This window comes from Paenibacillus xylanilyticus (genome assembly GCF_013359935.1).
GTDB lineage: Bacteria > Bacillota > Bacilli > Paenibacillales > Paenibacillaceae > Paenibacillus > Paenibacillus xylanilyticus.
In genome coordinates, this window is sequence record NZ_JABMCB010000169.1 from 66,913 (window position 1) to 90,226 (window position 23,314).

At 36.4% G+C, this 23,314-nt stretch carries 19 protein-coding genes and 1 pseudogene; 1 reads left to right on the plus strand and 19 read right to left on the minus strand.

The genetic code is table 11. The annotated features are described in order from the left end of the window. Positions 1–18: 18 nt before the first annotated feature. Positions 19–765, minus strand: coding sequence for a YveK family protein (locus HP552_RS08600; protein ID WP_175395122.1), 747 nt, complete (start codon positions 763–765; stop codon positions 19–21). A 1,826-nt stretch (positions 766–2,591) separates the two neighbouring features. After that, complete coding sequence (locus HP552_RS08605) at positions 2,592–3,284, minus strand: CpsD/CapB family tyrosine-protein kinase (RefSeq protein ID WP_175395123.1); 693 nt, start codon at positions 3,282–3,284, stop codon at positions 2,592–2,594. A gap of 416 nt (positions 3,285–3,700) precedes the next feature. On the opposite strand from HP552_RS08605, the pseudogene HP552_RS08610 reads away from it, so the two are divergent. Then, positions 3,701–3,895 (plus strand): annotated as a pseudogene (locus HP552_RS08610) (helix-turn-helix domain-containing protein); the annotation flags it as partial. 147 nt (positions 3,896–4,042) lie between these two features. Here the strand turns inward: HP552_RS08610 and HP552_RS08615 are convergent. The 17 genes from HP552_RS08615 to HP552_RS08695 form a co-directional block, all read right to left on the minus strand. Next, complete coding sequence (locus HP552_RS08615; RefSeq protein WP_175395125.1) at positions 4,043–4,480, minus strand: hypothetical protein; 438 nt, start codon at positions 4,478–4,480, stop codon at positions 4,043–4,045. A gap of 294 nt (positions 4,481–4,774) precedes the next feature. Then, positions 4,775–5,479: a hypothetical protein gene (locus tag HP552_RS08620; protein WP_175395126.1), complete on the minus strand. Its 705-nt coding sequence runs from the start codon at positions 5,477–5,479 to the stop codon at positions 4,775–4,777. A gap of 100 nt (positions 5,480–5,579) precedes the next feature. Next, a complete protein-coding gene (locus tag HP552_RS08625; protein ID WP_175395127.1) occupies positions 5,580–6,611 on the minus strand; it encodes a GDP-mannose 4,6-dehydratase in 1,032 nt (343 codons plus the stop codon). Next, positions 6,586–7,968: a UDP-glucose dehydrogenase family protein gene (locus tag HP552_RS08630; protein ID WP_175395128.1), complete on the minus strand. Its 1,383-nt coding sequence runs from the start codon at positions 7,966–7,968 to the stop codon at positions 6,586–6,588. Before HP552_RS08630 ends, HP552_RS08625 begins: the two co-directional genes overlap by 26 nt. An 88-nt stretch (positions 7,969–8,056) precedes the next feature. Continuing rightward, entirely contained in the window at positions 8,057–9,586 is a 1,530-nt protein-coding gene (locus HP552_RS08635) for a lipopolysaccharide biosynthesis protein (protein WP_175395129.1), read from the minus strand. Positions 9,587–10,165: 579 nt separating this feature from the next. Next, positions 10,166–11,614, minus strand: a complete 1,449-nt coding sequence (locus HP552_RS08640; RefSeq protein WP_175395130.1) for a hypothetical protein — start codon at positions 11,612–11,614, stop codon at positions 10,166–10,168. Positions 11,615–12,065: 451 nt separating this feature from the next. Further along, positions 12,066–13,160 carry a glycosyltransferase family 1 protein gene (locus HP552_RS08645; RefSeq protein ID WP_175395131.1) on the minus strand — a complete coding sequence of 365 codons (1,095 nt, stop codon included), beginning with the start codon at positions 13,158–13,160 and terminating at the stop codon, positions 12,066–12,068. Between the two features lie 59 nt (positions 13,161–13,219). Further along, positions 13,220–14,338 (minus strand): glycosyltransferase family 1 protein, encoded by a 1,119-nt coding sequence (locus HP552_RS08650; RefSeq protein ID WP_175395132.1) that lies wholly within the window; start codon positions 14,336–14,338, stop codon positions 13,220–13,222. A gap of 21 nt (positions 14,339–14,359) precedes the next feature. Continuing rightward, on the minus strand, positions 14,360–15,451 hold the full coding sequence (locus HP552_RS08655; RefSeq protein WP_175395133.1) for a glycosyltransferase family 4 protein: 1,092 nt from the start codon (positions 15,449–15,451) through the stop codon (positions 14,360–14,362). Between the two features lies 1 nt (position 15,452). Continuing rightward, positions 15,453–16,070, minus strand: coding sequence for an acetyltransferase (locus tag HP552_RS08660; RefSeq protein ID WP_175395134.1), 618 nt, complete (start codon positions 16,068–16,070; stop codon positions 15,453–15,455). A gap of 15 nt (positions 16,071–16,085) precedes the next feature. Beyond that, entirely contained in the window at positions 16,086–16,763 is a 678-nt protein-coding gene (locus HP552_RS08665; RefSeq protein WP_175395213.1) for a sugar transferase, read from the minus strand. Beyond that, positions 16,760–17,914 carry a DegT/DnrJ/EryC1/StrS family aminotransferase gene (locus tag HP552_RS08670; protein WP_281366024.1) on the minus strand — a complete coding sequence of 385 codons (1,155 nt, stop codon included), beginning with the start codon at positions 17,912–17,914 and terminating at the stop codon, positions 16,760–16,762. The genes HP552_RS08665 and HP552_RS08670 overlap by 4 nt, the downstream gene beginning before the upstream one ends. A gap of 101 nt (positions 17,915–18,015) precedes the next feature. Further along, complete coding sequence (gene galU / locus HP552_RS08675; protein ID WP_175395135.1) at positions 18,016–18,900, minus strand: UTP--glucose-1-phosphate uridylyltransferase GalU; 885 nt, start codon at positions 18,898–18,900, stop codon at positions 18,016–18,018. A 29-nt stretch (positions 18,901–18,929) separates the two neighbouring features. Further along, on the minus strand, positions 18,930–19,916 hold the full coding sequence (locus HP552_RS08680) for a stalk domain-containing protein (RefSeq protein WP_175395136.1): 987 nt from the start codon (positions 19,914–19,916) through the stop codon (positions 18,930–18,932). Between the two features lie 42 nt (positions 19,917–19,958). Beyond that, positions 19,959–21,770 carry a polysaccharide biosynthesis protein gene (locus HP552_RS08685; protein ID WP_175395137.1) on the minus strand — a complete coding sequence of 604 codons (1,812 nt, stop codon included), beginning with the start codon at positions 21,768–21,770 and terminating at the stop codon, positions 19,959–19,961. 50 nt (positions 21,771–21,820) lie between these two features. Beyond that, positions 21,821–22,516, minus strand: coding sequence for a CpsD/CapB family tyrosine-protein kinase (locus HP552_RS08690; protein ID WP_175395138.1), 696 nt, complete (start codon positions 22,514–22,516; stop codon positions 21,821–21,823). Further along, a complete protein-coding gene (locus tag HP552_RS08695) occupies positions 22,497–23,273 on the minus strand; it encodes a YveK family protein (RefSeq protein ID WP_175395139.1) in 777 nt (258 codons plus the stop codon). The genes HP552_RS08690 and HP552_RS08695 overlap by 20 nt, the downstream gene beginning before the upstream one ends. Positions 23,274–23,314 lie beyond the last annotated feature (41 nt).

Below are 23,314 nucleotides of genomic sequence, written 5' to 3' on the forward strand. Positions count from 1 at the left end.
GGAAATGTACTGAGAAAATTATTGCTGAATAACTGTACCCGTCTCCCGTAATTTTTGCAGTTTTGAGCTGACAGATCTTTTATCCCGTAAATCTGATGCCTTCATATTCCGAATAACGGCTAGTGTCGTTAACCCAAGAAGCTGTGTTACATCTTCCTCGCTCTTAATGGAATCGTCCAAGTATTCAATTAAAAAGGCAAGACCGATGCCAAGTATTAGGGAGACTACCACTGCGATGATCGTGTACATTAGAGGGCTGGGAGTGACTGGAGATGGATTATTACTCCTTTCTTTTAAGATGGTTAAGCTGCCGGCTTGAATAATGCGGGGAACCTCAGATTTAAATACATTTGACACCGCATCCGCTACTTGCGAAGCTGAAGAATAGCTGTATTCTCTAACAGAAACAATCAGTACAGGAGTATCTGCTACCGTTTCAACCTTCATATTTTCCAGAAGGGCATCTACAGTCAAATTAAGATCAGGATAACGATCAACTACTTTCTCAAGAACAGCAGTGGTTGAAAGCATCTCTTTGTACGTATCGACCAACAGTATCCCCATATCTACATCATTCTTTTGAATACCTGTTTTTTGATCTTTCTCTCCACTGGTGATGATCAGTTTGTTACTCGCTTCGTATTTAGGTTGAACGAAAAGATAGCTGTAGATTCCTGTTGTCGAACCAACCAAAATCACGATAAAAAGAATGAGCCATAATTTTTTTTTGACAATTTGTGCGTATTCTTTCAATTCTAATTCCATGCTTTCCCCCCCTTTTAGTATTAAACAACCCCTCCTACCGATACATTATGTATCGTAGTTCACTATATGATACATAAAGTATCGTGTCAAGCCATATTTTTCTCTATCTAACTTTGTTGATACAAATAGTTTCATGTTACCACTTGTATAACTAAGAAGATTCATCTGATGATTAGTTGAATTTTGTCCATTCTTTTACGCTGTGAGCTTCGAGAAGCAAAATATCTGGAATTTCAAAACGGCTTCCTTCACAATCTGTCACTGTATGACATTAATATGATTTTTTCTTTTCCATAGAAAGTTTTTTCTCGATAATCTGTGTCGACGTTTCAAACCCGCTGGCTCTACTTGCAGCAAAGTGAAAAGCCCAATAAAATCTTTGTAGACCTATAATATTGCTTCGCTTCGACTCACCCAACTAATCGATAGGGAGAAACATCGGATCGGACCAAAAAAATCATTCAGTAAGCCGTATATGTGCTTAGGTTTTCAATCGTCATCTCATCAGAGATTACACTCCGCCCACCTGTAAACCGGGTAAACACGCCAAAGTTTGTATAGATGATTCCTCTATATGTTTTTTCCTATCCCAAAGCCTAGATGGCACGAATTGCCCTAAAATACTTCTCCGATCCTACTTGTATATGGACTGTAGATTGCTAATGGGCCTGCCAAAGGACGTGGATCTTTGCCCAAAATCACATCACACAAAAAAATATAACCTTTAATGATAACCACCCGTTCAGGTAGATTAACATGTAAAAATTTCATTCAATGGTTAATATCTGGCTAGAATTTATGTAATACCTCCGGACAAAACGATTTCATTTCGGTATATCATGATGTATTCTTCCGATGAATTGTGATATGAGAACTTAATAAAGAAAAATCAACGTTTGAGCTATGATCGCATTAAACATATCTCGCCGATTATCACCAACAATCCTGCCGCTAGTATGAATACTTATGTATCAACGTGGCATCAGGACAGGTGTTTCCGATAAGTGCACTGCAAAGCCAACGTTCATCCAAGGAAGATTCCCCGTCCGTTCGGTAGGAGCAGCTATTTCATCAAATATGGGTTTGGTTATGTAGGGAGGGACCATTTTAAATAGAACAGAAAGATTGAGGAAAGCAGCAGTGCACATCATCAAACGCCGGTATGGATAAAAGTATGACTTCCCACAGACTGATCTTTGAAGGGCTACTCGCCTTTTGCTGCAGTTCCAGTCTTTCTCTCTCATCTAAAAATGGCTGAGCGGTTCGGAGGCATTGCTCCAGCTACGGCAAGGCACTTCAATATACCTCTACCTATGAAGGCTCAAAATATGTGATTTCAATACTTTCTCTGCATGTTGTATAGGCAGACAGCCACCGGTAACGATTTCCCGAAGAGTAAGGTCCGAATGTTTTCTTTCTTTAACGTATCTATTCATTTCCTTACCAAGAGCACCATGTGTAATGCCTAAAAGCACAGAACGTTCCTTCTGTTAGCCATCGTGCGGATAACTTACCAAAATACTTTTCTTGCAAAATCGTCTGTTGAGGGAGATGTAATTGATTATATGCATCAAGAAAATTACCTGCTCACTTTTAGTCAAAACATTTAGAACTTTCATCATTTTCTGTCAACCTTGCCAATTGATCTGTTTATAAGAAATTGTGGAAATGTCCTCTGCCCAGCATAGCCTGCAGCATACTATAGATATGCGGCTCTACCGCAAAAGAAGAACAGATCCTTTTCAAATTCCTCAAAATCTTCTTATTTAAATTATCGGGAACTCGCCTACGGGTCAATTTCGTTCGTTACACGAGATAAACCCCTTCTATAAAGATTTTGTATCATTATAATAGATATAATCAGCATCATTTCCACGGACAGGTACTTGATTGAGTACAACTCCTAATATGTTTGCTTTAGCATGATCAAGTTGTGCCTTTGCCTTATGAACAATTTCCTTTTTAACTTTGCCTCCATGAATAACTAAGACCACCCCGTCACATAGAGAGCTAATGATTAATGCGTCCGTTACAGCCATTATTGGTGAGGTATCAAATAAAATGACATCATAGTCTCGTTTTAATTGTTCCATAAGGTCATTCATTTGTTGCGAGCCTAAAAGCTCGGTGGGATTAGGTGGAATCGGGCCAGATGGAATGAGATACAAATTATCAACGTATGTCTGTCTTATGACTTCGTCCAGGTCATACTGCCGGCTTAGGACGCTTGTTAAACCATTATGGTTTGGTTGCATAAATATATGATGTAAAGATGGTTTGCGGAGATCCCCATCTATAATCACGACCTTTTTCCCTTCTTGTGCATATGTTACTGCCAAGTTGCTAATCGTTGTTGTTTTCCCTTCATTCATTTGAGCAGACGCAGCCATAATCACTTGAATTTGTTTATCCAATATCGAAAATTGGATGTTGGTTCGAAGCGTGCGATATCCCTCCGCTGCAGGAGACATGGGATTCATTACAGTAACCAATGTACTTTTACTCGAGGCCCTTGCCATAATTCTCTTCTCTCCTTCATTTTTTTAAAATGGAAAACCAGTAATTTTGCCTAATATATCTTTATGTACCTAAGCAATTATGATACGATTAGTATCGTTAACGACTTTACTTTAAGATACAATATGTATCATGTCAACCCCTTTTTAATATAGTAATCAATTAATTCCTTAATATTCTCCTATGCTTAGTTATACATATACATCAATAAATCCAACTTTAAGAATTATAATAAGGCAGTGATTGTCTAGAGGATAGAGACAATGACTATATTATTAATTCCATTGTTTAACTTATGGATTGACAGATTAAAATATCATGCCTGCACTTGACGTGGTAACTCAATTACGATACATTCTGTAACGCAGGGGTTGTAATTCTCTGTTTACTATTATTCAAATCAGTAGGGGGGAAATAAATGAATTATGGCAATCGTATTGCGGAACTAAGGGAAAAGAAAGGATGGACTCAAGAGGAATTGTCTTCGACAATTGGGATAAGCAGAGCTGCATTGTCTCACTATGAGAAGAATCGCAGGAAGCCAGACCTTGACACGCTATCGCAGCTCGCCGATATATTTCATGTTTCAATTGATTTTATCCTTGGAAGAACAGATTAATGATATATCCTAATCCATTTTACTAAAGAAAGAATAGTATTCAGTGTATGGTGTTATGGTTGGCCAAAAACGGAGTGATTTGAAATAATGTACCCGAACTTACATAACCATAACCCCAGGTATACTAGCGTAATCTCTTATCTATTTTGAAGAAAAGCTTCCGCCATAAACAATTCGTTTATAATGATTCTTATATTGATTACATAGATCTTTTGTATTTGTTTTGATCAAATGGATGGCGCATACATGATTTGAATGAAATTCACATGTGGAACACCTTTTACTGTTACTGGAAGAAGCAAAAATCCCTAAACTTTGTTTTCTTTTGGCCTGATTTTCTCTTTTGTTGTTTTTTGGGGTAACTTCCACCGTAGGAACGAAATAAACCTCTCCATTTATTTTTTTTCGATTGCTTTTGATATACAAGCGTCTACATGTAGTGCATAGCAATAAGTCAGTTATAAGTTCAAGTGGCTCTTGTCCTTCTTCAGAGAGCCATGTTACTTTATCTCTTCCTTCAATCAAGTCCTTATTACATTCAGCGCACTTCTTTTTATTCTGAGATAAATAGTAAACCATAAATTATCACCTGCTCCTATATTCTGATTAATGCCATATAATCGGATACCTATTACCAAGTAGTTTATTTTTAATCTGATGTAACCAGCCTTATTTATGTTTTATATATTTCGTCCCACTTTTTTAAACAAAGTTACGTTAATTCCCTTTTTTGATCAGATGAAGTTCTACCAATTAAGGTTCGAAAATGGCTTGAAAGAGCGATATAAGTCACCTCACATAAGCAAACAACCGCTCCTCAAAGTAAAGAAGCGGTTATGAAGAACCAGATGAAACCAAATATTTATCTCTCTTCTATTTAAATTGTAGCACTTTATCGAGCATTTCTGACTTCTTAGCAGCAATTGCTTGTGTGTAAGTAGATTCCGCTTTTTGAGCTAGGTCATTATTGAGTTCGTTAGCTTTCAGTTCTGCCTTCATCTCATCTAGTAGTTTATAGAATGTTGAATCCACTTTGTTCTGTAATTTATTGGATGCACTCATATAGGTTGAGGAGAGATCCGTTAGTGACCGCCCAGATCTATAGTCTTTCAATGCATTTTCAGCTAAAGTGTTAAGTTTCGTAGTAGCGACAACCTCTAAACTTTTAAAAGTTGCAGAATATTTATTTTCAATCTCCTGTGCTATATCCTTCGGATCAGTATTTTGCTCTTGCTCTGCATCTCCTGATTCTGGTTTCGTTGTATTTTCTACGTTTGTATTGTTTGTATTAGTACTGGGTCCATCGCTGCTGGAATTTCCAGAAGCCACCTTGGAGGGAGATTTTTCTTCTTCTTTTCCATTGTTAGAGACCGGTGGTATATTAGATTCAAGATCAAAATTAGAGAAGTCAAAGAAGTCCTGATCTACTCCAACGTCTTCAGCCTGAACATCCTTATGGGTAAGATAATGAAATCCACCCCAGCCGGATCCAGCAAGAATTAGCAGTGTAATTAAGGTAATCCATAGGGCTTTACGCTTCTTTTTTCTTCTTTTCCTTGTTATTTTAACTTCAGTCATTATTTCTACCTCGCAGACATTAAAAGTAATCAAAATCGTTTTCAAACCATGAGTAAATAATCGCATGAATTTTCGAAACTAAATTAGTTTCCGTCTCGCCTTACTTCACATTATAAAATTCAACATACCAGTCCACGAATTTTTGCAATCCTTCTTTAATTGGAGTCTCTGGCTTGAACCCTACTACTTGTTGTAATAAGTCAGTCGATGCATATGTAGCAGGCACATCACCTGGCTTTATGGGCTCATACACCTTCTCGAATACAACTTCTCTACCAAGAGCATTACTCAAGCACTTCTCGAGTGATTCAATAAAGTTCATTAACTTTTCAGGATTATTATTACCGATATTAAATACTTTGTGGGGAACACCATCTTCCCCAATAGAGGGATTGCTCAATAGGCGCACAATGCCGGTCACTATATCATCGACGAACGTAAAATCACGATAAAGATCATGTTCAAAATCACCATTATTGAAGATCTTGATCGGATCGCCCGCTACATATTTATCAACGAAGCTGAAATAGGCCATATCCGGCCGTCCCAGTGGGCCGTAAACCGTAAAGAAGCGAAGTCCTGTAGCAGGGATGTCGTATAAATGGCTATAAGTATAGGCCATTAATTCATTGGATTTCTTTGTAGCCGCATACAACGATACCGGGCTATCTACGAAGTCAGTCTCTCTGAAAGGTACCTCCTTATTGGAGCCATAAACCGAACTCGATGATGCGTATACGAGATGCTCTACTGGATAGTGCCTGCATGCTTCAAGTATATTATAAAACCCGATGATATTGCTTTGGATGTAGACGTCCGGATTCTCGATTGAATACCGCACTCCAGCTTGTGCAGCCAAATTCACGACTATATTCGGCTTATAGTTTTCGAAGATCGACTTGATCATCACCTTGTCAGCAATATCATCTTCAATGAACGTAAATCTCTCAAAAGACTTAAGCTGATTCAAGCGGGCATACTTAAGATTAACATCATAGTAATCATTTAAATTGTCGATGCCAATCACGACACAGCCTTGTTCCAAAAGTCTCCTGGACAGGTAATAGCCAATGAATCCCGCCGCCCCGGTGACAAGGTAGTTTTTACTAGAATTTAGCGGCCTGTAATTCAAGGCTATTCAACTCCTTCAATTCACTTCTAGTTGGAACAACAGGTCTTCTTCCAACCGAATGATACTCAACTCCCGCGACTTGCATATCTTCCACACCGTAAATATTCCGTCCGTCATAGACAAGAGGAGTACGCATCAGTCTCTTATACAATTCAGGTGTGACAGCTTTCACTTCACCCCACTCCGTAAAAATGAAGCAGACATTCGCCCCAGCTAACGCTTGCTCAATGTCTGATACATATGTAATTGTGCCATTTCCATTTTCCCCTTCAGGATGAATCTTAGCAAAGTTCTTGGCGCCTACTGGGTCATAAGCATAAATATTCGCTCCTTGCTCTATAAGAAGAGGTACATTCTCAAGAGAGGCAGCTTCCCGTAAATCATCGGTTCCAGGCTTGAAGGTCAAACCTAACACCGCAACCTTAAGGCCATTAAAGGTAATTAGCCTTCTACACGCTTTCTTATAAAGCAAGGTCTTCTGCTCTTTATTTACGTCGATTGCAGCCTTGACGGTTTTCAATTCATAATGGTTCTGCTTGGCAATATACTCTAATGCTTTCGTGTCCTTAGGGAAACACGATCCTCCATAACCAATGCCAGCGTTTAGGAACTTACTGCCGATCCGTTGGTCAAAACTCATTCCTCTTGCGACGTCTTGAATGTCCGCACCGACCAGCTCACACAGATTGGCAATATCATTCATATACGAAATTTTCAAAGCGAGGAAATCGTTAGAAGCATACTTGATCATCTCAGCAGATCTTCGATTTACCGAAACAATCGGAATATGGAATGGTTCATAGATTTTCGTGAGTTGCTCTTCAGCCCACTCACTTTCTGTTCCGATCACAACTCTTTCAGCATGCAATGTATCATGCACGGCAGAGCCTTGAGCCAGGAATTCCGGATTTGAGGCCACTTCTATTTTGACATCGTGAAGTAGGAAGTCCTGTATAAACTGTTCCACTTTATCATTGGTTCCAACGGGAACGGTTGATTTTACAACGACAAGGCAGTCCTTTTCGACTGTTTCGGCGATCTGCCTAGCGACTGTGGCTATGTAAGAAAGGTTTGCAGAACCGTCATGCTGTTCAGGTGTACCGACACCTATAAAGATAGCATCCGCATTCTTGTAAGCCGATTTATAATCGGTGGTATAATCAATTCTTCCAGCAGAATAATTCTTCTGCATCAATTCTTCTAAATCTGCTTCATAGATTGGAGAGACTCCGGATTTCATAAGCTCCAATTTTCTTTCATCAAGATCGACACACGTAACTTGATGGCCTATTTCGGCAAAACAAACGCCGGCAACGAGCCCTACGTAACCCGTGCCCGCCACTGCTATTTTATACATTACAATCTTCCTTTGCTTATTATTTAAATAATGGTTCGAGAAGAAGACTTTATTCTCTTTTTATTTTCTATGGAACTGATTTAATTGATTACTTTTTTTGCATTCTTTTTTTAAAAACAGATTTGAATAGATTAAACCAATATTGAAACTCCTTTGTCCGATAAAAAAAGATAAGAAAAATGACATTAGGTAATGATAAACTTATTAATGCAATAAATATAAAAGAAATAACCGATTCTTCAGCAATCAATGATGTAACTTCATGAGTTATAACACCTGCTACCAATAATACAATTAAATAATATATATATTTTAGGAAATAAGGTTTTAAAGGTGAATGGAATCCATGTTTATACAACACATAAGGTTCTAGCCAGAAACATATTGTCATAGTACTTACTATTGTACCAATAAATATCCCTGGTAAACCATAATGAGGAACTAGAATAATAGATACTATTAGGTTAACTGTTACTTCAAAAAGGGGTTTATATCGGTCATTCCAATAAAGACCCGAAGCTTCACGAAAAGTAAGTACTGTTTTTCTCATACCTTGTATATAGAAATTGATCAGAATAAAAGACACCACATCCATTGATATCAACATTTGTTTTCCCAACCAAAAATTCATAAAGGGATTGATTAATAGAAAGAGACCTATCAAACACAAACCATATATCCAAAAATTGGCGAGATATATCACCTGGAACATAAAGAGGGATTTCTTCTTACTTTCCACAGCTACTAAATTTCCAACAGTAGCAGTAACTGCCGTGAAAATTTGACCAATCATTGTATGTAGTGCTGTTATTATTAGTAGATAGTTGGAGTATAATCCAACCCATATTACACCAAGATTTATTGAGATTAGAATATTGTCAGTGGAATTAATTACCACACCACCAATTTTATGAAATATCAAAGCGCTTGTGTTTCTTTTGATTTCTAGTATGGTACCTTTGTCAAGTTTTAAAGCGTTTTTTTTCTTTAAGAAGGGATACATTCGATCAGCTCTTCTTGCAACAAAAATATTTTCCAGTAAAGTACATAAAATCATCATTATTAAGAAAATCAAATAATTTTTAGTCAAGAAGAGGATGAAAATTTGAAGTACATTCAAAAAAATAAAAAAGGAATATCGATAAATCGTTGCAACATAACGATATTGATCAGCTATTATTAAATTTCGTTTATATGAGAAAAAATATGAAATAGAAGCATTTATTACAAACAACACAAAGATAGGTTCTAAACCAATTATATTTGCTTTGTTTGTAACAAAAAGAGGTAATATAGGAATAACAAGCAATCCAACGATGAATATAATTATGCCAATCAGTGTATATGCTTTTTTATACAATTTCATTAGTGATTTCACTTTTTGTATGTCATTTTCAGCCAGTGGTCTGTATAAACTATAAACAATAGCAGGTCCTATTCCCAATTCAACAAGTGATAATATGCTTATAATATTTGTAAACAAACCGTTAAGTCCAAGATATTCCGCTCCGAGATACTTAACGAAGTATATTCGGGCAATGAAACTAACAAACAATCCCAGTATTTGGCCAAATAATGCCACAACAATATTGACCAGTGCTTTTTTTGTTCTTAACATTTAAACTCAGATAAGCCCCTTGTAGTATATTTTTTTGTTTCGGACGGAATTACAAGCCAGTGCGAGAGTTATTCTAACAACTTAGGATTTAAAGTAGTACGCTATCAGAGTTGTCCTGTTACTGAGAATGGGCAGCATGAGTCTGATTAAATCTCTATAATGCCCAAAACACTTCCCCCTATTAGTGCTGTATATAAATCATCGGATCCTCGGTTTTTTTGGTCATTCTACATGATTCAGGCCTTTGTTGAGAAGTCTTATTTTTCTGACAACCCCCACAGACTTAAGTTTTTAATTGAAATTGAAATAACAATGTCCCTCAGTAAAGAGCACCCTCGTCAATTATCCGAGCAGCTTTGACACGAAAATGTTGATCTTATAACTCGGTACACCCGGATACTCTCGCAATGGCGGAGTGGATCAAGCGGGAGTTTGGCCTCATCACATCACGAGCGTAAGTGGAAAAGGGTGCAACACTTAAGCAGATAAAATCACACCGAAGTAATCCACATTTACAAGAATAAGATAATATCCTTCTAAGCAATAACTTAAATTGTACAAACATTTTCTTGATATAAGTTAAATTAATTTATTTTTTGAACTCTTTGCTATAAACAAAGTTATTGCAAGAAGTAAAAGTGAATTTATCATTATGTTTAAATTGTATAATACAGGTACTAACGAAAGAATCACTACCGCATGTATATAAATATATTTAGTAAACAGATTTTTTTCTAAATGGACTAGTCTTTCTAGAATTAATGCGATCTTAACAACAATTACCGTTAAAATTGGTGCTATCAAGAATCCAAAATAAAAATACCCTTGTCCTAGTAAGGGAATTATTTGATCACTGTTATCTTTGTTACCATATAAAGCTAGGTTAAAAAGTTTGGGACTCGTATTTAGATCTTGAAAAAAGTATTTAACTAGCGGTATAGAATTCCCCAAATCTGAAAAAATGATATTCAATGTTATATCATTTTTTAGCATAAATGATACTGCTATATTGATCGGCCCACTAAAATAGGCATTTAATATAGTAGAGACTTCTGCTAAAAAGTCATCACTCTGATTAGCGCCTGATTTGAAAATTAAACCTCCGAATACGAATACAATCATAATCATAATCAAATACGGTGCTCTTTTCTTCATTAGAGAAGGGTATAAGTTAAAAATAATTAAAAATAGAGAAATTGCAATTGTTACAGAATAAGCCTTTTCTGATGTCATAATTATTGCGGTACATAAGACCACAAGGATTGACAAATTTGCGGCTCTTTTCTTATTTTTCATACCATATTTCTTTTTGATAGTTTGAATACATAAAATAGGAATAAAAACTTGCAAAATAGAAATAAACAATGTATAAAATGTATCGATTATACCTGGTACTATTTGCACTGCATATAATCGATTTTTAGCACTTAGAATCCTATCGGACTCAGAGAATTGAGTAAACAAACCTAAATATGAAAACTCTTCAGGATATCTGATCAATACAAATACTACATATAAAAACAGCGAAATTATAATAAACCGAAAAAGTAATGATGATTTTGTATTATTTTCTTTTATTGTAATTTCTATTTGGTTATTTTTTCTGTAATTAAGATATCTTCCAGTATTAAGTGATAAATAACAATACACAACGAAAAGTTCAAAAACCATCAATAAAATTGCATACTCTATATAGCTATAAGCATCAATGTTTACAACTTTTGTTGAAAACCCCCCAACACTCAAACAAATTGGAATGATTACAAATCTTATAAAATATGTACTAGTTATTATTGTTATACTAATACTTTTTAAAAAAAAGCTGTATATATTTGCAAAGATACAAGAGATTAAACCAAAGGAGCAAGGTAAAATAGGCAATAGACTATAATACCTTGGCACATCTTTGTCAAAAACCAAAAAAAACGTAGAAATACTACTTGTAATAATAATTATAAAAATTAATCCTGCCAAATTTTTATTCATATCATTTGGTATTTTATTAAGATTGTTTTTTACCAAATTCACATTCATCAATCCCCAATTATATCGTATAGAAAAACATTATTTTATTTAATATACATACTGCTCTTTAATGTACTGACAAAAATCAAAATTTCATGAATTGTAATAACAGTTGCTTATGTCACTTTCAAGCTAGTTTGGGTACTCTATGGAAAGGCATAGAGCTCCTTGATCAGAGTTGCGATGTGACTTTTACGCAGCATTAGCTTAGTTAACGCATATATCACCAGATTGACAACTATGCGATCAGTCAGTTCCAATTTGTATGGAGCAAGTCTTCTTTGGAATCCTCAGTTTCATGATCTTTCCGGCTTGTTCTATTCCATTAGCTATGAAAGTTTGCACGCCATGCACACCTCTTCTTTCGTCAGGTCTAATATTCAGATCCTTAAAATTGTGTCAGTTTGTATTTCAGCTACGTACAGTTAAAATTAAAAATCAAAGCAATATCACACTATTTTTCGTCATAATCATTTAAATATAACCTTTCTAATACTAATGCAGCATCGGAAATGTCATATCCAGCTGTCTTAATTTCTTTATATGTGCTTCTTCTTTTAAAACTCTTGCTATATTTCAATATTATTTCTGACCATTTGCTGGAACTTTCAAATAGAGAAACACTTTTTATTAATTTCGTAACAAAGGCTTCAACTGGAATAGATTCAGACACTATACAAGGTAACCCCGCTGCCTGTGCCTCAATAGCAACGATTCCTAGTCCTTCGAAAAAAGACGGAAATACAAATACATCCATTGCTTGTAACAAGTTTGAAACATCCGTGCGTGCTCCGGTCATTATGACGTGGTCTTTCAAACCTAACTCTATTACTTTACTTTCAATCTTAGATCTTAGTTCACCATCTCCAACCAATAGAAGAACAGCATCTTTATTTTTTTCTCGGATACTCTTAAAAATGTCAATTAGAAATTCGTGGTTTTTTATACTTGTAAAGCGACCTACATGCCCTACTACAAACTTATTCTCTATTCCGAGCTGTTTTCTAACTTCTTGACGGTTATTTTTATTATATAAATAGTTTCTTAAGGGGATCGCATTATTTATTACAATAAAATCGTGTTTACCGAACATCCATTGACCAGCTTTATTAGAGCATGCGAGCCTTTCATCAACCATATGATTCATAATTCTTTTGTTTACATTATGAAGAATTCTTGTAATTAATCTATTTCTATTCATTGCACTGTGACTGTGAACAAAAACCTTTTTACCACACAACTTTGCAGCTATTATTGGCTCTATGCTACTACATGAATTTAAATGAACATGGATAATTTCGTATTCAGATTGACCTTTTAATAGCTTATAAATTGAAAAAAAATATTTAATAGGATTCCTTCTTCTTGCCGGTAAAGTGATGATTCTACTATCCCCATCTAAAATCTCTTCTTCAAAATATAGTGATTCCCCTGCTTTAATAAAGTCAACAGAAATTTTATCTTTATTAAACGTTTTCCAAAAATTTATAACGAAACTTTCTGTCCCTCCTAACGTTCCACTCATTCCAAAGTAAAGTATCTTTTTCATCTCAGCTACACTTCCTTACAAACTATTGTTAATGGATATAATAACCTACACTATCAAATTTATAATTCACTACATTTTTCTAGATAAAAATTCTGAACTGATTGTACAGTATGGTGTATATCGTACCCAGAGCGTTTAACTTCTTCCGTCATGTTTTCCCTTTTACTGTTATTTGAATGCAATATGATCCATTCTGCCCATTGATCTAGTGAACAATTTAGAGGAAGCGATTCAATTAGATCTGTAATGTATGTTTCCTCAGGAATTGAGTTTGATACTAAACAAGGCAGTCCAGCAGCCTGTGCTTCTATTGCGACAATACCTAATCCCTCAAATATTGAAGGGAACAGGAAACAGTCCATAGATTGTAATAATTCAGGAATATCTGGTCGAACTCCTAAAAATATCACAGAATTCATTAATCCTAAATCACTAATCTTTTTTTCAATATTCGGACGTAACTCTCCATCACCGACCATCATTAAAATTGATTTTTTTTCTCTATTGTGTACAACGTTAAATATATCAATGAGTAAATCGTGGTTTTTAGAATTATTAAATCTTCCAACGTGACCTATTACAAACTTATCTTCAATATGAAGTTCCTTTCTTATTTTTAATCTTTTATCCTGATCATACGTATATTGTTGTGAATCTATTGCATTTTTTAGTATGATAAAATTATTCCTTTTCAATACTTTTTCGCCAAATAACCACTGTCCTGCAGATTTTGAACACGCAATTAGATAATCAGCAATATATCTAATCGGATATTGAAGAATGTTTTTGACAAACGCTGAGATACCAACACCTGATGATGTACTGTGACTATGGGCTATTGTAATTAACCCATATCTTTTTGCAATCCAGAGGTAAATTGACGCAGTACTTCTGACATGCCCGTGTATTATTTTATATTCTGAATGTGATTTAAAGAAACGATGCCACGCCATCTTATATTGCAAAAAATTTTTCCCATTAAATTGAGGAATATTATGTATGACCCCTCCCAAAGACAATATTTCATCATCGTAATCACACTTATCATTAGTATGAATAATGAAATCGAATTGCACCTTTGACCGATCAATGTTTCGATATAAATTCATAACCATTGTTTCAGCACCACCTCTATTGAGGCGACCTAACACATGCAGTACACGAATGGGCTTTTTCATAGTAAAGATTCCTATCTTATCTTATTTATTTGTTATTTTTTCTATTGTTTTTGAATATGCATCTACAACAATTTGTCTATTAAACTCTCTCTCTATCTTTTCTCTACCCTTTAGACCCATCTTCCTTTTAGAGTCATAGTCTAAATTTAAAAATCTTTCAATCTTTTCAATAAGATCCTTACTGTTTTTTTGCTCTACAATGTAACCATTTACTCCATCATCAACGATCTCCCGGCAACCACTTCTATTAGTTGTAATGATGGGTCTTCCACATGCGGCACTTTCTAGCAATACATTAGACATGCCTTCTGGATAATAGGTAGGATGAATTGTACAGTGAGAAAACCTTAGGAACTTTTTAACATCGCTTTGCATTCCGTGATAATGAATCATTTCTTTTTCCTGCATCATCCTCAATTTACTTTCATACGCTTCTTCACAGGGTCCTAAAACATGAAATGTAGTATTTGGGTACTTCTCTTTTATATATTCAGCTGCTTCTAAATACTGGTCGATACCTTTCTCTTTCATTATCCGAGCAATAAACAGAAAATTTATTTTATCTTGGGGAGGATATTCTAATAATAAGTAGTCCTCAATGTTCACTCCAGATCCGGGTAACAATTGATAATTACTAACAGTAATTTTCTTAAGTAAGAACTCCTTATTTTCTTTATTCTGAAAAAAAACACATGATGCTCTTTTCAATGATACTCTATACAATAACAAAGTAACCTTTTGCAGTAGTCCCCCATTTTCCAATGCAGAACCTAGTCCAGTAATATTGGCTAAGAGAGGGATTCCCTTTATTCTACAAGCCAAACCACCGTAAACATTGGGTTTAATAGTATAAGTTAAAACCGCATTAGGTTTAATATTCTTAATAATTTTTATATAGTCCATTAACAACTTTAAATCTGTTATAGGATTGGTCCCTCTTCTACTAATAGGTGTATTAATAAATTTGCAGCCCATTTCTTTCAGTTTACTCGTAAATTCGCCGTAAGGTAATGATACATACAGTTCATTTTCCATTACAAGTTTTTCTATTAACTCTTTTCTAAATTTATATAAACCCACATCGCTATTAGCCAATATTAGAATACGTGCCATATTATACTCCTCTAGCTGGAACCCCAACATAAGTCCCCGCAGTATTAATATCTTTAACCACTACAGCGCCTGCACCAATTATGCTTCTAGTAATAATGCTTACATTATTACTAACAAGACCACCAATGCCAATCCATGTACCTTTACCAATCCTTACGTTTCCGGCTATATGAGTACCAGGAGATAAGTGTACAAAATCCTCTATTACATTGTCATGATCTATCGTCGCTCCTGTATTTACTATACATCCCTTTCCAACCTTACTGCAGCAGTTAATAATAACTCCTGCCATGAGTACGGTTCCCATCCCTATACTAACGTCGTTACCAATAATAGACTGAGGATGAACTAATACTGGTATACTGGCACCTGCTTTTTCAAGTTTTTCTTGTAGTTCCTCTCTAATCCTATTGTCACCGATGGCAACAAAGAGATCATATCCGCAAATGTACCTAAAGGCATCATCAGATTTCCCTATTACTTCAAATTTTAATGAAGATCTCTTGCTTTCATTATTGTCAAGAAAGGCTATCTCTGACCACCTATTCATTTTCATAGCGATTTCAGCCACTACTTTACCATGGCCACCTGCACCGATAATAAGAAGTTTACTTTTCATATATCTATCACATTATCAATCTTCTTCAGTTTTTGATCCCTTAAATACTTCAACCGTCGCCGAATTCCCACTATTAATCCCCTCACGTATAAACACCTTTTTAAATGTTAAAAATATAATTTTACAATCTAAAAAAAAAGTGACATTATCTACATATTTAACATCAAGATCAAACTTATCGTTCCAACTCAGGGCGTTACGACCACTAACTTGAGCCAATCCGGATAAACCAGGTCTTACCGTGTGTCGACGACTCTGATGGTCATTGTAAAGCGTTAAATACTGAACCAAGAGTGGTCTAGGGCCTACTAAGCTCATTTCACCTTTAAGAATGTTAAAAAGTTCCGGCAATTCATCCAAAGATGTTGAACGAAGCATTTTTCCGAATTTTGTGAGTCGGATACTGTCAGGTAATAGCCGTCCACTTTCATCTTTTTTATCTGTCATTGTTCTAAATTTATAAAGCGTGAAGATTTTCTGGTTGAGTCCTGGCCTTTCTTGCTTAAAAATTACTGGGCTGCCGAGTTTTAATCTAACAAGTAAAATTAAAACAAGAAAAATGGGTGATAATATGATAATTGAGAAAAGTGATAAGATAAAATCTATTGGACGTTTTAGAAACTTTTTATATAAAAAAAATCGAATTTTCAACTGTAACTTAGTAGTTATCTTAGATCTATAATCAATCTTCATCTTCTCTCCCACAATCGTTTAATAACTCCTACTATTCTTTCGAGATCACTGTCACTCATCTTTGTATCACTTGGCAAACAAACACCATCATCAAATATTTTTTCATCCACACCTTCGCCTATGTAGTCATATCCAGCAAAAAAGGGTTGCATATGCATCGGCTTCCAAACCGGTCTAGATTCGATATTCTCTTTCTCCAATGCTATAATTACGTCCAAGGGTCTGACTTTTCCGTTAAGCGTAATGCAACTTAGCCAATAGTTTGGATCATTCCAATCATTTACAGGCATCATTTCTACTCCATCAAAATAGCCAATTTCCCTACGATAAAATTCAAAAATCTCTCTTTTTCTCTTAATTCTTTGATCTAATACCTTCAACTGCCCTCTACCGATCCCCGCAACAATATTACTCATTCTATAGTTAAAACCTAGCTCACTATGTTGATAGTGTCTTGCCTGGTCACGGCTCTGGGTGGCCCAAAATTTTGCCTTTTCAATGTTCTCCTCATAATTAGAAACAAGCATTCCTCCACCAGACGTAGTAATTATTTTATTACCATTAAATGAGAAAATACCGTAATTTCCAAGTGTGCCTGTATGTTTCCCTTTATATAGGGCCCCTAAAGATTCCGCAGCATCTTCAATTAGTGTTATATTATATCTCTGACAAATTTCTATAACTTTATCCATGTCCGCAGTTAAACCGTACAAATGTACAATTAACACAGCCTTAGGTTTCTTTCCCATACGAATGTATTTCTTAATTGCCTTTTCCAAGGCGAACGGACTAAGATTCCACGTCTCAATATCACTGTCGATGAAAACAGGTATTGCATTCTGGTAAATGATTGGGTTTGCTGAAGCCGAAAAAGTTAAAGAGGAACAGAGAACTATATCCCCATCGGCAACCCCTGTTGCTTTTAATGCCAAATGTATTGCTGCCGTACCTGATGTTAATGCTGCAGCAGATTTACTATTAACCATAGCGGCTAATTCATTTTCAAACTCATTTACATTATTTCCAAGTGGAGCAATCCAATTCGTATCAAACGCCTCACGTATGTACTGCATCTCATACCCTTCATCACTCATATGAGGTGATGCGAGGTGAATCTTGTTGTGGACCATATTCATAGTCTGACCTGACATTATTAGCTGCTCCCTTCAAATCATTTCACCAAAGTTAACTCATCTAAAGCCTATTTAACATGCGAATTTCAAATCATTAAATAATCAAGGCTTAGGGATACCTACTTTTTACCAGTAACCTCTTCTGTTAAAAGCTTATCCAAGTACTCCAGTAATCGTGGTCTCAGTTCCTCGCGTTGTAAAGCAAACTCAATGTTTGTTTGAATAAAACCCAATTTCTCACCCACATCATACCGAACACCCTCAAAATTATAAGCATAGACAGCTTCATAACGATTCAACTCTGCTATAGCATCTGTAAGTTGAATCTCTCCCCCCAACCCTGCCCTTTGATGATCAAGAATCTCAAAAATTTTAGGACTTAGTATATATCGCCCTAGGATCGCGAGATTGGATGGTGCGTCTGCACGTTTGGGTTTTTCAATTAAATTGTTAACGTTATAAAAACGATCATGAATTTCTTTACCATCAACAATTCCGTATCTCGAGACCTCGTCATCTGCTACATTTTGAACTCCTATAATAGATGATTTAAATCGTTCATATTGTTCGATCATCTGTCTTAAGCAAGGCGTTTTAGCTTTTACAATATCATCACCTAATAATACGGCAAATGGTTCTTCACCAATAAATTTTCGAGCACACCAAACAGCATGCCCCAATCCTTTTGCTTCCTTTTGACGAATGTAATGGATATCAACCATTTTGGATGACTTTTGAACTTCATTCAGCAACTCAAGCTTCTTCTTTTCTAAAAGGATTTGCTCTAACTCAAATGAATTATCAAAGTGATCTTCAATGGCTCTTTTTCCTTTACCAGTGACTATAATAATGTCCTCAATTCCAGATTCAATGGCCTCTTCAACAATATATTGAATTGTAGGTTTGTCTACTATCGGCAACATTTCCTTCGGCATTGCCTTTGTTGCTGGAAGAAACCGTGTGCCTAAACCCGCTGCTGGAATAATTGCCTTCCGTACTCTCATTAGTTATGATCCTTTCAGAAGGAAGAGCTTTATGCAAGCTCTTCCGCTAATTGTTTTCCTGCTTCGATTTCATCGTTAAATGTTTTCCGATATTGTTTGATGATTTCAGTACTGTACCCATTAGCTTTCAACTGAGCTTCTGTGTCTGTTACAATGCTCTCAAATGTAGCAGTAAAACCATTCAGCTTATTTTGTCCCTCTGAAAGAAGTTTCCTCTTAGATGTATCATCTGTTGCCGACAAATATTCTTTAGCTAAATCAAACAAAACAGCTTTACTTTCTGCTCTTAGTGCCTCAAGTTTTGTTTGCGTTGAATCAGTGATAGTGTCGTAAGATACTTTACCTGGAGTGGTTCCTGTGTTAGTTTCTCCTCCAGCAGATGGTTTGGTTTCTGGAGACGCCGAGGGCTTCTCAGATTCAGGTTTTGTATTATCATTTTTTGTTGTTTCCGTGCTTTTCTCTTTTTCTAAATAGGTTTTGGTTTTCCCAGTTACTGTCTTAGTCTTCTGATTCCAGGTAACATAAGATCCGGTAGATTCGGCAACAAAACGAATAGGGACGTACAACGTTCCTTTATATATAAAGCTGAGCTGTCCTGCTGGAAGTTTCTTGTTCACTCCATCAAATACAAAGCTCACCTTCATCGGTTCAATACTAATTTTATTCGATGGAATAGTTGTATCTTTCATAGCTTGAGAATTCATGATACTTTCCTTTATTGACACCAATTGACTCGGAGTTGGATCTGACACAGTTACTTTTTGAAGCTTTCCATCCCAACTCACACTTTTTTGAAGTGCATAAGAAACAAATCGAATCGGAACGTACGTTGTACTTTGATAACTAAACGAAAATTGCCCTGCCGGTGGCTTAATCTGATTCCCATCAAAAACAAAATTCGCGCCAATTGGTTGGACTTTTACGTTGTTACCCGTCGCAAATGCAGACATAGGCAAAATAAAAATGAGTAGGGCAATGACAGCTACTGAAACTGGGAGTATTCTTAATTTCTTCATCGTTGTATCACTCCATATCTTTTATTGTAGTATAACTATATTTTAGGAGACTACTTCGTACATAGGAACAATTTGATCAATGATTTCCTTAATAGAGCTTGATCCATCAGCCATCACCCGCTGCAGTCTTAAGATCTCAAGTTCTAAGTGATGACGATTCAAATCAGAAGGCTTACCAATAAAGATTCGGTTATGCTGAGTCGCTGTTACATTTTCCTCATCTGTTAACAGTTCCTCATAAAGCTTTTCGCCTTCACGTATACCACTAAACTTAATTTCAATATCCTCATATGGCTCATAACCAGATAATTTAATCAGATCCTCAGCCAGGTTTAAAATCTTGACCGGACTCCCCATATCCAAAACAAAAATTTCGCCTCCTTCGGCGAAGGAGCCTGCTTGCAGAACCAGTTGCACGGCCTCAGGAATCGTCATAAAATAACGGACCATTTCTGGATGTGTTACCGTTACCGGCCCACCATCTGCAATTTGTTGTTTGAAAAATGGAATCACACTGCCACGGCTGCCCAATACATTTCCAAAACGGACGGCAACAAATTTCGTACTGCTTGACGCGTTCATTGTTTGTATGTACATTTCTGCAATGCGTTTTGTTGCCCCCATCACACTTGTTGGATTTACTGCTTTATCTGATGAGATTAAGACAAATCTCTCTACCCCGTACAGATCCGCACAATCTGCCACATTTTGTGTTCCGAACACATTATTTTTGACTGCTTCGGTTGGGTTCCGCTCCATTAATGGAACGTGTTTATGGGCTGCAGCATGAAACACAACTTGTGGGTGATGATCGTCAAAAACGTTTTTCATTCGTTCCCGATCTTGAATATCGGCAATAAGGGTCTCAAGTTCAAGCTCAGGGAATGTTTTACGGAGCTCCATCTCAATATTAAAAATACTATTCTCACCATGACCCAGCAAAAGTAGTTTCCTAGGCCTGAATTTTGCTAATTGTCGACATAATTCAGAGCCAATTGACCCACCCGCACCCGTCACAAGTACGCGTTTATGCTGTACATAATTCATGATTCCATCTAGATCTGTCGTAATTGGATCTCTTCCCAGCAAATCTTCTACACTTACATCCCTTATCTTGCTTAATGACACCTTCCCAGATATAAGATCATTCAGCCGCGGTATCATTTTCAATTTAACGCCTGTATTTTTGCATATTTCTACAATATCCGATATTTCTTTTTTGCTTGCGGAAGGGATGGCGATGATGATTTCCTTGATCTGCTTTTCTTTAACAATGGAAGGTATTCTTTCCCGAGTACCCAAAACCGGGTGCCCATGAATTTGTAACTTCAATTTGTTCAAATCATCATCAATAAAACCGACCAATTGTAAACCAAGACTTGAGTTTCGAAGTTCTCTTGAAACTAAGGTCCCACAATCTCCAGCACCAACAATTAAGGTATTACTTCCCATCTCCCCCTCACTCCGTATTCCCGTTACTCTCCATACAAACCGTATGCCACCTACAAGTAAGAGGATGGTTTGCATGGAACGTACCGCAATGGATAACGGTACACGCTCGGGGAAGACAAACAGAGAAAATAGATATGAGATGACGCTAGCTAAGATGACCGCTTTAAAAATGGCTAGGATTTCTTCAATACTGGCATACTTCCAAGCCCGTCGGTATAGCCGAAAATAATATAAACAGGCTCCTAAACTTATTGTCGATATTACAGCGAAGAGGAGCATCTGAAGCAGATAACCAGATGAAATCCCTTTGTCAAATCGAAACCAATAAGACGTTATAATACTAAACCATACGACAACCATGTCTATGATTATTAGCATCGCAAGAGTTTTGCGAGTGTTCATTTTCAGCGCCTCCGAAGTATATAATGATCTAACGCAAGCGAGACATGGATCTAGTTGTCATTGGATGCATAATAATAGTAATAATAATCTTCGCTGGCTTTTCGTTTCACATTATTTAATACGACACCTAGCATCCTTGCATTTACTCTTTGTAATGTTTCTTTGGCTTTTAAAGCTATTTCCTTTTTCACTTTCCCTGTGTTAATAACCATTAATACACCATCGCTTTGCGAAGCAAGCAGTTGTGCATCGGTTACTGCTAGTACAGGAGGAGTATCAATAAGAATGGCGTCAAACTGCTCTCGAAGCTTATCCATCATCTGTGCCATACTCTTTGAATTCAGCATCTCGGCTGGGTTTGGAGGAATGGCCCCTGCTGTCATAACATAGAGATTCGGAACTTCCGTTGATTGTATTGCGACATCTGGACTAAACTGACGTGATAATACGGAGGAAAGTCCTGCAATATTCGACAATTGGAAGGTACGGTGAACTGTCGGTTTACGCATATCCGCATCGATTAGCAAGACCTTTCGGTTGTCTTGGGCAAATGTTACTGCTAAATTACCAACGACGGTAGATTTCCCTTCTTCAGGACCAGACGAAGTTACCATGATGACTTGGGTAACTTGATCTACGGACGAAAAGTCAATATTTGTGCGTAATGTTCGATACGATTCTGATATAGGAGAACGCGGATCCGTTAGAACAATCAGATGCCTTCTATTATTTTGAGATCGTGCCATGATTTCTCTCCCCTCTCTTTGGAATTGTACTCGCTTGTGAACGAGGGGTTTCAGTCGCCTTCTCTTCCTGACCTACCTTGATAATCATTGCAAGTGTCGGCATATCCAGAATTTGCTTAACATCCTCCTCGGTTTTGATCGTATCATCCAGGTATTCCAGCAAAATTGAAAGCCCAACACCAATCATTAAAGCTATGATAAATCCAATAGCCATATTTAATGGAATATTTGGAGCCACTGGCTCTGGTCTGGTTAATGGCTCGATCGATGCCTTATTTAAAATGGATACATTTTGAACGTTAAAAATTGTAGGGATTTCCTTTTGGAACACATCTGAAATTGCATTTGCGATCTCTGCCGCTCTCACATATGAAGTATCTTGAACTTGAACTGTCATAACTTGTGTTTGATTAACCGAACTTACATTCACCATTTCCGACAACTGTTCAGCCGACAATTTGAGCTCCGGGTAATTCGTAACCACCCGATCCAAGATTGCTGGTGTTTTAATAATTTCTTTGTACGTATTGATCAATTGAATGTTTGTGTTAATCTGGTTCAAATCTAGTTGGTTGACATCAGATTGAGTTGATTTCTGATTGACAACGATTTTTGTCGAGGCCTCATAAACGGGCTTTTTAATAAAAGCACTATAGACGCCGACCAACAAACATACCAAGACTACAATTAATACAATGAGCCAGCTTCTCTTACGTACAATCTGGAAATAACCCCTTAAATCCAATTCCTGCGACACATGCCTTTCCTCCAAGCTGTGATATAAATTTCTGTTACTAT